Origin of the sequence: Riemerella anatipestifer (assembly GCF_009663465.1) — a bacterium.
Taxonomy (GTDB): Bacteria; Bacteroidota; Bacteroidia; order Flavobacteriales; family Weeksellaceae; genus Riemerella; species Riemerella anatipestifer_C.
The window spans coordinates 169224-179450 of sequence record NZ_QXHU01000006.1 but is presented as its reverse complement, the minus strand read 5'-3'; the positions used below and the strand labels follow the sequence as shown (position 1 = coordinate 179450).

The following is a 10227-nucleotide window of genomic DNA, read 5'->3' as shown; positions in this document are numbered from 1 at the left end:
GATGTAATGCAGACTTCTCTAGCAGAGGGGCAAGTGGTAAGGCTGGGCGAAATGGGCAGTATGCGGGTGAGCATCAGTAGCGAGGGTAAAGCTAAAGAAGAGGAAGTAACCCCAGCAGCCATTAAAAATGCCAAAGTGCTTTTTACCCCAGGTACAGACCTCAAAAAAATGTTGGCTACGCTGAAGTATGAAAAAATGTAGCGTGTTTGGAGGAAAAAACACGCGTGAAAAAAAAATCCGCACACGTGTTTTTGGAGAAAAACACGTGTGTTTTTGGGGTGCCTCGCGAACGCCTTTGTATAGGGCGTTTGTAGAAGGCGTTTTTTCATTTAGTTCAAAGAGCTTTAGTTCAAGGTTTAAAGTTCAAATATTCAAGGAATCATCGGAGCTATTGAACTACGCCCCCAGAACTTTAAACTTTTTTACAATTTCACAACTTAACATCTATAAACTTTAACATTATGAAAAAAACTTTGTTATGCGCGGTGTTTCTGCCTTTGGTGCTGAACGCCCAAGATGATTATAAAAGCAGAGTGGGCATCAATACCACTACGCCCCAAGCTACTTTAGATATTTCTAAGGTGGCAGTAAGCCCTACGATGCCAGCAAATAAGGCACAAGGCGTGCTTTTTCCTGAATTGACTACGGCGGAACGCCTTGTCTTTTCTCCCAATACTAAGAAGGGAACTTTAATCTACAATAAGGACAAAAATTGTATAGAAATGTACAGAGGTCTTATCAATGGAGTACACGAGTGGACTTGTACTAACACGAATGCAGGCAGTGAAATTAGTAACCCTTCTGCCCCAGCTACAGCCACTCTAGGAGCAGTACAGGATATTAAGTTTGTAGTATTTAAATACAATGGCAAAGACTACTTAGTACAAGGGAGTAATATTATGGAAACAGGCATAGCCAATGAAGAAGAAATTACAGTAAATATCCCTTACAGTGGTGCATTGCCCACTAATGGGGCTTATACCGCTTATGAACAAACCTTAGCCCTAAAAAATGGGAGTGGCTATATGCAAAACTTTAAGTTGTCTTACCCAGCAGGGAATTTTACGGGGGATACAGGCATTATACAAGCTAAGCTAAAGAATGTAAGTGGGGCTACTTACTACCCTGCCTCAGTCCCAGAAGATGGCATATACTACAATGCCATTAGCAATACCAATTTTTATACTATTAGCCTAAATGGGAGCAGTACTACCACGCTCAAAGTGCAAACGATTACAGGCGTTCCTGACCGTTGCTTTGATAAGACCACCCAAGACTGTGTAGGCTATGGAGCAAATGTTAAAGAACACGAGTTTATCTATATCCCTGTTCAAGGACCCGATGGTAGAATTTGGCTCAACAACAACCTCGGAGCGGAGTACGCTCGTGTAGGTTCGCTAGTGTTCAACCCAACTGAGCAAGCCACCCCAAAAACAGACCACAATGCGTATGGCTCCCTGTTCCAATGGCAGCGTAACCCAGACGGACACGAGCTCATTACTTGGACTAATAGCACAACTGGTACGCCTAAATACCAAGGTAATGGTTCTGTGTCCTCATCTTGGACCAATGCAGGGACTAATAAGTTTATTCCTAACAATAGTAGTGATGGTTTATGGGTTAATAGTTCAGTCAATCAATCAGATCCTCATAATTTATGGCAGATGAATGGTTCTAATAATCCTTGTCCTTCGGGGTATCACGTTCCTACTCACGACGAGCACATCACTTTGCATAATGCTGTTGTAGGTTCTAATCTTGGTAATAGTCAGTCAACTACCAGCCATATGTGGAACGAGCAGAAGCTCCGCCTGCCTGTTAGTGGTAGCCGCCTCTACATCAATGGCTCGTTCTACTTTCAGAGTAGCTACAGCAACTTGTGGAGCAGCGAGCAGTATGATAGCACCCAATCGTGGAACCTATGGTTCAGTAGCGGCAATAGCGGCACGGCCAGCGGTAGCAAACTTGCAAACGGCTTTAGCGTCCGCTGTATCAAGGATTAACCGTACGTTCTCGGCGGTTGGTGGTTGGCTCTCTCGCCACTAAGCACCCTTCAAAATCCGATGTCTGTAAATCTAAAACTTATAGGCATCGGATTTTTTTTATAAGCATAAAAATAATTTTTATAGGCATAAGTTTTAGGTGCTGTCCCTAAACTTACCTTTGTTCGGCAGAGCATTGATAATGGCTAAATGGTTATCATTTAAAGCGGTCAGTATATCCGACCTCTAAGCCCGACGGCGTTAAGAACCTCGTTAGTAAAGGCGTTAAAAAATACCCACTGTTTGAGCGAAGGTGTGGGCAGGAGCGTTGGGGCGAGTTTTGGGGATTTTAGCCTTTAGTAATGAGGTTTAGCCAGAGGGGTTACAGTCTTGAATTTTTGCTTCTTTTGCTTCAAGGCAAAAGAAGGGCGATAAATATGTATGCTTGTCCTTTTGTCTTGACCTAAACCTAACGAAGTGGTTTGGCGGAGCTAAAGGCACAAATAAAAACGGTGCTTATGAAATCTCAAAAACATAAGCATCTTTTTATAAAGCGATAGGCATCAAATTTTTTTTGATGCTTATTGTTTTTAGAGGTATTTGGGATTGGTCTACTTTGAAAATAAAGTTAATTTTGAATTCATAAGATGTTTTTTCTTATGTAACCTCAAAGATGCCTCGAACTACTTAAATTTCTTTTTATTTAGAACACTATTATGATAAAATAATTAGATAAATTTTTTAGATGGCTAATTAAAAATAATCCATTATATTTGTGCAAACAAAAGCACGGGGTGCCGTTATGGCTGAGATTATACCCGATACCTGATTTGGATAATGCCAACGTAGGGATTGCAATGTGAAATCTTTGTATATTTTCAATTCTATACTTGTTGCATTTTTCATGAGGTTATGCTAAAAAAACAAGTATATGAAAATGGAAAAATTCTCAACAGGACTGATTCCTCTGAATCATCAAAATTGGCAAGGCAGACCAGAATGGTTTTTTAATCGTGAACATACAGATACCTATGAGTTGTGGTACGAAGGACGCTATAAACGAGCGGAAATTTGGCAGAAAAAGGTTATGGGACATCTGATAACTAAAGATAGGCGTGTGAAAACATTGCTGGAGTTTGGTTGCGGGACAGGACGATTTACCCGTTGGTGGAAAGAAATAGGAATTGAAGCTACGGGAGGAGATATTTCCCCACTGATGTTGTCGCAAGCTAAACATCTTTTTGGAGGAGATTTAGTAATGGCGGATTCACATAATATGCCTTTTAAAGATAATACCTTTGATGCTCTCGCTTTTATCACCACTTTTGAGTATTATAAAGATCCAGTTAAGGTTATTAGGGAGGCGGCTAGAGTGAGTAGATATGGTATTGCTATGGGGATGATGAATAGATACTCTACCAAAGTTATCAGGAGGAGAATTCAGCAAGTTTTTGGCAAAAATCCATTTTATATAACAGCTACATTTTATTCACCTAAAATGCTGATGAGTATTATTGATGAAGCACTTAAAGACAGGGAATATGCTATTGAGTGGAAATGTACAGGATTACCTCAATGGTTTCCAGTACAGCAATGGAAATTGCCATTTGGAGATTTTTTTGGATTATACATACGGTTTAAAGATGTAGATTAAGTGATTGATGAAATGGGGAAAATAGGACAAGACTCATTTGAGCAATTTATTTTTAATAGTTGTGGCTATTCTAGAACCGAGGTATTGGCTGGACCGCAATTCGGTGTAGATGTCTCTCTTGTTGATTTACATACAGAAATGGCAATGGCACTCACTAGTGATCCGTTATCACTGATTCCATCACTAGGTTTGCAGGAGTCGGCGTGGCTGTCAGTTCATCTTATGGCTAATGATATGGCAACCACAGGGTTTGCACCTATGTATGGTCAGTTTGTATTAAATCTTCCACCTACACTTTCTAAAAACGATTTTCAGGAATATTGGCAATATGTGCATAAGTTTTCATCAGAAATAAAAGTAGCTATCACAGGGGGGCATACAGGATTTATTGAAGGACACAATTCAACTATTGCAGGGGGAGGAACTTTTATTACCATTGCACCTAAGTCCAAAATATTATTGTCAAAATATGCGAATGCAGGAGATATTATATTAGTAACTAAGTCTTGTGCCATCTCTTCTGCAGCAATTCTTGCAATGAGTTTTCCTAAAGTAGTGATTGATAAAGTTGGTAACGAAATTTATAAACTAGCTTGTGAGTCTTTTTATAAGACCTCATCGCTACAAGATGCTCTGGTTGCAGTTAGTCATAATTTAGATTTTCAGGAAGTTACGGCTATGCATGATGTAACGGAGGGTGGTGTTTTAGGGGCAATCTATGAGTTAACAAAAGCTTCGGATAATGGAGTGGTGATTTACTATGACCAATTGCCACTGGCGGAAGTACAAAAGGAAATATGTAATCTGTTTGATATAGACCCTAGAAATTGCATAGGTGCAGGTTCTATGATTATTACTTGTAAAAAAGAATTTGTGGCTAATGTTGTTTCTCGTTTGGAAGCTCGTGGTATCCCGTGTGTGCCTGTGGGGGAGCTATGTGGCAAAGAATATGGTATGAAACTTATTAAAAATGATGAGGTAACAGAATTTGAATATTTAGAAAAAGACCCATATTGGGAAGCATTTTTTAAAGCATTAAAAAGAGGATGGAAATAAAAAAAGGGATTTATCTTATCGTAAATCCGTCAATGCATCATGATACTTTGTTGAGAAAATTGGAAAAGATTATTTCAGAGGGGATTATTGCGGTTCAGATTTGGGATAATTTTAATGCCAATGATAATATCTTAGATATTATAAATAAGATTATTGAGATTTGTCACGGAAAAAATATTCCTGTATTGATTAATAACCGTTGGGAATTGTTAAAGGAAGTAAGCTTAGATGGAGTTCATTTTGATGTGCAACCAAATGATGTTGAAGTAATAAGGTGGGAATTAGGGCGTAAAGTTATTATGGGTATTACCTGTAATAACGATTTGGAACTTGTACAATGGGCTAACGAACAAAAGATGGACTATATTTCATTCTGCTCTATATTTCCGTCATCTACAGCAAATAGTTGTGAGCTTGTAAGATTTGATACAGTTCGTGAAGCCAAAAAAATAACGAAAATGCCAATCTTTTTAGCTGGAGGTATAACACCTAAAAATGTGGGAGAATTAACCGACTTAAATTGCTTTGGCATTGCCGTGGTTTCTGGTATAATGGATGCCGAGAAACCAATCCAAGAAATTAAAAAGTATAAACGAAAATTAAAATAGATTTAATATGAGATTAAAAATGATAGAGAAGCTTTGTTGTCCTTTTGATAAACAGGAGTTAGAATTAACGATAGTAAAGCAGGAAACTGAGGAAAGTGTGGAGGAAGGATATTTGCTTTGTAATAAGTGTAGAAGGGTTTATCCTATAATTTCAGGTATTCCTATTATGAGTCCTGATGAATATAGAGAGTTTGAGTTAGAGAAACCTTTATTAAATCGTTGGTTAGATAATAAAGTAGATACTCAATTCCGCCTCATTGAAGGATAGATATAGTTATAACCAAAAGCTCTTTATTGGTTTATGTTTTAAATTCCTATTTATTCTTTAACAAAGAATAAAAACTTGTGCTTTTTGTCTGTATAAATCATTATTTTTGTGGCAATATTCACGGATAAAAAAGACTTATGAAATTCTTAGACAGATACCAAGACCTAGTAGCAGAAGCAATAGAAAAGCATCAATTTAAAAACGAGCCAAAAGAACTCTATGAGCCTATGAATTATATCATTTCTCACGGAGGAAAACGCCTGAGGCCTATTATGGTACTAATGGGGTGCGAACTTTTTGGAGGTAGTTTAGAAAAGGCAATGAAACCAGCTTTGGCTATAGAGTTTTTTCATAACTTTACGCTTATCCACGACGATATTATGGACGATGCCCCACTTAGAAGAAATAAACCTACAATACATACGCTACACGGCATCAATGTAGGTATTCTGTCGGGAGATGCATTGCTCATTAAAGCCTATCAGTTTTTTGAAGATTTAGAGCCAGAACTATTTAAAAAGTGTATCACTTTATTTTCCGAAACGGGAGCAGTGCTTTGCGAGGGACAGCAGATGGACGTTAATTTTGAAACCAATTCCAATGTTACCTATGAAGATTATATAAAAATGATAACCTATAAAACGGGGGTGCTTAGTGCAGCTTCGTTTAAGATAGGGGCTATGATAGCGGGAGCTACCGAGCAGGAGGCAGAGGCATTGTATCAATTTGGTAAACATATTGGGATTGCGTTCCAGATTATGGACGATTATTTAGATGTCTTTGGAAATCAGGAGCAGTTTGGAAAGAAACACGCAGGTGATATTTTTGAAAATAAAAAGACAGTACTTTACCTATTAGCAATGGAAAACGCGACTGAGGAAGAGCGAAAAGAGCTTAACTATTGGTACTCTAAAAAGACGGATAATATAGACAAAATCTACTGTGTAGAGAAGATTTTCAGAAGAACAAAAGTAGATGAAAAAGTATTGAGATTGATACAAAAGCACAACCAAATCGGTCAAGATTGTTTGAAAGCTATTAACCTCCCAGGTGATAAGAAGCAGCCTTTTATAGAGTTGGCTAATTACCTTTTAAAAAGAGAATCTTAATGCTCCCAAATCTTAAAATATGATTGTACTAGGTAGTAATTCGGAAGTCGCACAAGCCTTTGTGGAAAAGGTGTTGTCTGAAGGACAAAGATTTAGAAATCTTTATCTTTTCACTTCTAATAGAGAGAGTGCGGAGAAATTTGCAAAACATATAGAAGTAAAATACCTCCAGCATAGCCAAGTTATCGTGCTGGATTTAATGCAGCCAACTGATTTTAAAGCCTTAGAAGAAGTAGATTCGGAGCTTTTATTCTGTGCTTCTGGTTACTTAGGTAAAGGCACCGAAGAAGGATTATTAAATCACAAAAATACAGAAGCTATCGTTGATATTAACTACGCCAAACTTATTCCGTTGCTCAATTATTTTGCTGAAAAAATGGCATCTAAAAGAGCTGGAACTATGGTGGTTTTGTCTTCGGTAGCGGGAGATAGAGGCAGACAGAGTAATTTTATTTATGGAAGTGCTAAGGCGGGATTAACCGCTTATCTAAGCGGACTTAGAAACTATTTGTTCCACAGAAAAGTGCACGTAATGACAGTGAAGCCAGGTTTTATGGCAACCAAAATGACGGAAGGTATGCCACTTAATCCAAAACTCACCGCAACGCCTAAACAAGCTGTGGCTTCTATATATAAAGCCTACAAAGCGAAAAGGAATGTGGCGTATGTATTGCCTGTATGGTGGGCTATTATGTTGATTATAAAAAACATTCCTGAATTTATATTTAAAAAATTGAAACTTTAAAATGAGTTTCTAAAGTACCTTTCGTAATGTATGAAAAAACTATATCTATTTGACTTTGATGGTACACTTACCACAGAAGATACCTTATTTCTATATCTTAAATTCTATAACAGCAGTAAATATAGAATACAATTTTTAAGATACATTCCACTTTTTATTCTTTTGAAAATGAAACTTCTCAAAGCAGAGAAGGTTAAGGAGAGCTTTATAGCTTCTATACTTGAAGGAGAGTCTAAAGAGCGAATAGAGAAGAAGTCTAAAGCCTTTTTTGAAGAATATTATCCAAAACTTTTTAGAACTAATGCTTTGGAATTTATAGAAAAAATAGATAAAGAGAAGACGGTGTCGTTTATTGTAACAGCATCATTGGATATTTGGGTTCGGCCCTTTGCGGAGCATTTTGGTATGGGGCTTTTGGCTACAGAAGCCGAATTTAAAGACGGTAAGTTTACAGGTAAGTTTAAAACCAAAAATTGCAACGGAGACGAAAAAGTAAAAAGAATAAAACAAGCCACAGAAGGACTTAAATACGATAAAAGCATAGCATTTGGAGATACAGCAGGTGACCACGCAATGCTGAAATGGGCTAATGAAGGTTTGTTTCAATTTTTTCATTAAATTAGCCGAAAATATTGGTAATGAAAAATTTACTTTTAACCATAGGTTTAGGCATCTTTACGATGTGTACTCCGCAAAAGCAGGAAGTTATGAAACAAAAGGTAGATAGTCAGCAAGAACAAGAGGAAAGATTGTTTTATGCAGAGGCTTCTGGAGGGGAAGAAACGAGGGGCTTTAGACTTATAAACTCTCAAGAGGAACTTAATAGGGTTTTATCTGCAAATCAATTTGTAGTTTTAAACCCAAACGAGGAGAAGAATAAAGACCCCAAGTTAATATTTCCTAAAAATCAACAAGTAATTCTTTATCATTTGGGGACCTTTAGGGCAGGTATACATAAGCCTCAAGGGATTGAGAGTGTTAAATTAGTAGGCGATACTTTGGAAGTTTATATGAAAAAAAATCAGTCTTCGCCCTCAAAAACATCTATCAGAGAACCAGAAATGCAAGAGCAGGTCATTACCACACCGTGGATGGTTTTTTCAGTTTCTAAGAATTTAAAGTTTAATAATATCATACTGAAATAAAAAAAATGAGTAAAATATATTTAGATAATGCGGCTACTACGCCACTTTTGAACGAAGTAATAGAGGAAATGGTAAACTCTATGAAATTTTGTTACGGTAACCCTTCTTCTACACATAGTATAGGGCAAGAGGCTAAAACTAGGATAGAAGCTGTGAGGCGCCAAATCGCTGATTATTTAAAGGTACAACCAGGCGAAATTATCTTTACTTCGTGTGGTACAGAGTCTAATAATATGATTATTAAATCTTGTGTAGAGCATTTGGGTGTGGAGCGAATTATTACCTCTCCGATAGAACATAAATGCGTGGCGGAAACTTGCTTAGATATGAAGAAACGCAAGGGGGTAGAGCTGGTATATCTTCGCCCTAATGCACAGGGGGATATAGATTTGGTAAAACTAGAGCAGGAATTAAAGAAATCGGATAAAAAAACTTTGGTTACTCTAATGCACGCCAATAATGAGATAGGTAATATTTTAGACATCAAAAAAGTATCTGCACTATGTAAAGAAAATGGAGCTTTATTCCATTCGGATACGGTGCAAACGGTAGCTCATTTAGATTTAGATTTTCAAGAAGTGCCTTTGGATTTTGCCTCTTGTAGTGCTCATAAATTCCACGGACCTAAAGGAGTGGGGTTTGCATTTGTTAGAAAAGCTTCAGGTCTTCAGTCCCTTATAACAGGAGGTCCTCAGGAGAGAAGTCTTCGTGCAGGTACGGAAAATGTGAGTGGCATTGTGGGGCTTGGCAAGGCTTTAGAAATCGCAATGAACAATCTAGAAAACTATACTTCCCATATTAAAGAAATAAAGAATTACGCAATAGAGCAATTATCTGAAAATATTTCAGGAGTTAAATTTAACGGAAGAAGCGCTGAGCAGGATAGTAGTCTTTATACGGTATTGAGTGTTTTATTACCATTTAAAAATCCGTTATTGAGCTTGCAGTTGGATATGAAAGGTATTGCTATTTCTCAAGGGAGTGCTTGTAGCTCTGGGGCTAGTAAGCCTTCTATGGTAATGATGATGGTGGTAGATGAAGAAGATATGGAACATACCACGCCTCTAAGAGTATCTTTTAGTCATCTTACCACTAAAGCTGATATAGATGCGTTAGTACAGGCTCTTAAAGAAATACAGCAAGAATTATAGAAATAAACGATATTAACTATCGATATATAAATACTAAAATAAAAGAATAAAGTAATATATTTGCAGACTAAAAATGTAAAATTATGGCATTAGAAATTACAGACAGCAATTTTAAAGAAGTAGTAATAAACTCAGACAAGCCTGTATTAGTAGACTTTTGGGCAGTATGGTGTGGACCATGCAGAATGCTAGGACCTATCGTAGAAGAATTAGCAAATGATTTTGAAGGTAAAGCAGTTGTAGGTAAGGTAGATGTTGATAACAATCAGCAGGTAGCTATGGAGTATGGTATTAGAAATATACCTACAATTCTCATATTCAAAAATGGAGAAGTGGTAGATAAGTTAGTAGGCGTATCTCCTAAGGAGGTTATTGCGGAAAAATTATCAGCACATTTGTAAAAAAAATAAATTGATTTATAAGCACTTTCTAAAATGAAGGTGCTTTTTTTTATATAAAATTTTGTTTGTATTGAAAAAAGTTATACTTTTGCAACCACATTATTCAGA

General features: G+C 37.0%; 11 protein-coding genes, 1 pseudogene and 1 riboswitch. All 12 genes and pseudogenes read left to right on the top strand.

The features are described from left to right. Nucleotides 1-201 (top strand): annotated as a pseudogene (locus tag D1003_RS11320) (DNA-binding protein); the annotation flags it as partial. A 260-nt stretch (nt 202-461) separates the two neighbouring features. Beyond that, on the top strand, nt 462-2003 hold the full coding sequence (locus D1003_RS09710) for an FISUMP domain-containing protein (RefSeq protein ID WP_153936786.1): 1542 nt from the start codon (nt 462-464) through the stop codon (nt 2001-2003). A 759-nt stretch (nt 2004-2762) separates the two neighbouring features. Further along, nucleotides 2763-2852: riboswitch (TPP riboswitch) on the top strand. Between the two features lie 61 nt (nt 2853-2913). After that, nucleotides 2914-3636 carry a class I SAM-dependent methyltransferase gene (locus tag D1003_RS09705; protein WP_153936784.1) on the top strand — a complete coding sequence of 241 codons (723 nt, stop codon included), beginning with the start codon at nt 2914-2916 and terminating at the stop codon, nt 3634-3636. Between the two features lie 12 nt (nt 3637-3648). After that, complete coding sequence (locus tag D1003_RS09700; RefSeq protein ID WP_153936782.1) at nt 3649-4692, top strand: AIR synthase family protein; 1044 nt, start codon at nt 3649-3651, stop codon at nt 4690-4692. Beyond that, entirely contained in the window at nt 4683-5300 is a 618-nt protein-coding gene (locus tag D1003_RS09695; protein ID WP_153936780.1) for a thiamine phosphate synthase, read from the top strand. Before D1003_RS09700 ends, D1003_RS09695 begins: the two co-directional genes overlap by 10 nt. A gap of 7 nt (nt 5301-5307) precedes the next feature. After that, a complete protein-coding gene (locus tag D1003_RS09690) occupies nt 5308-5568 on the top strand; it encodes a Trm112 family protein (protein WP_153936778.1) in 261 nt (86 codons plus the stop codon). A gap of 137 nt (nt 5569-5705) precedes the next feature. Beyond that, nucleotides 5706-6677, top strand: coding sequence for a polyprenyl synthetase family protein (locus D1003_RS09685; protein ID WP_153936776.1), 972 nt, complete (start codon nt 5706-5708; stop codon nt 6675-6677). Nucleotides 6678-6696: 19 nt separating this feature from the next. Beyond that, nucleotides 6697-7422 (top strand): SDR family NAD(P)-dependent oxidoreductase, encoded by a 726-nt coding sequence (locus tag D1003_RS09680; protein ID WP_153936774.1) that lies wholly within the window; start codon nt 6697-6699, stop codon nt 7420-7422. Nucleotides 7423-7452: 30 nt separating this feature from the next. Continuing rightward, nucleotides 7453-8040: an HAD-IB family hydrolase gene (locus tag D1003_RS09675; RefSeq protein WP_004920141.1), complete on the top strand. Its 588-nt coding sequence runs from the start codon at nt 7453-7455 to the stop codon at nt 8038-8040. Between the two features lie 20 nt (nt 8041-8060). Next, the gene (locus tag D1003_RS09670) at nt 8061-8567 is read left to right on the top strand and encodes a hypothetical protein (protein WP_014938443.1); all 507 of its coding nucleotides are present in this window, start codon (nt 8061-8063) and stop codon (nt 8565-8567) included. A 5-nt stretch (nt 8568-8572) separates the two neighbouring features. Then, nucleotides 8573-9718: a cysteine desulfurase family protein gene (locus D1003_RS09665; protein ID WP_153936772.1), complete on the top strand. Its 1146-nt coding sequence runs from the start codon at nt 8573-8575 to the stop codon at nt 9716-9718. A gap of 83 nt (nt 9719-9801) precedes the next feature. Further along, on the top strand, nt 9802-10119 hold the full coding sequence (trxA, locus tag D1003_RS09660) for a thioredoxin (protein WP_052910526.1): 318 nt from the start codon (nt 9802-9804) through the stop codon (nt 10117-10119). Nucleotides 10120-10227: the final 108 nt, after the last annotated feature.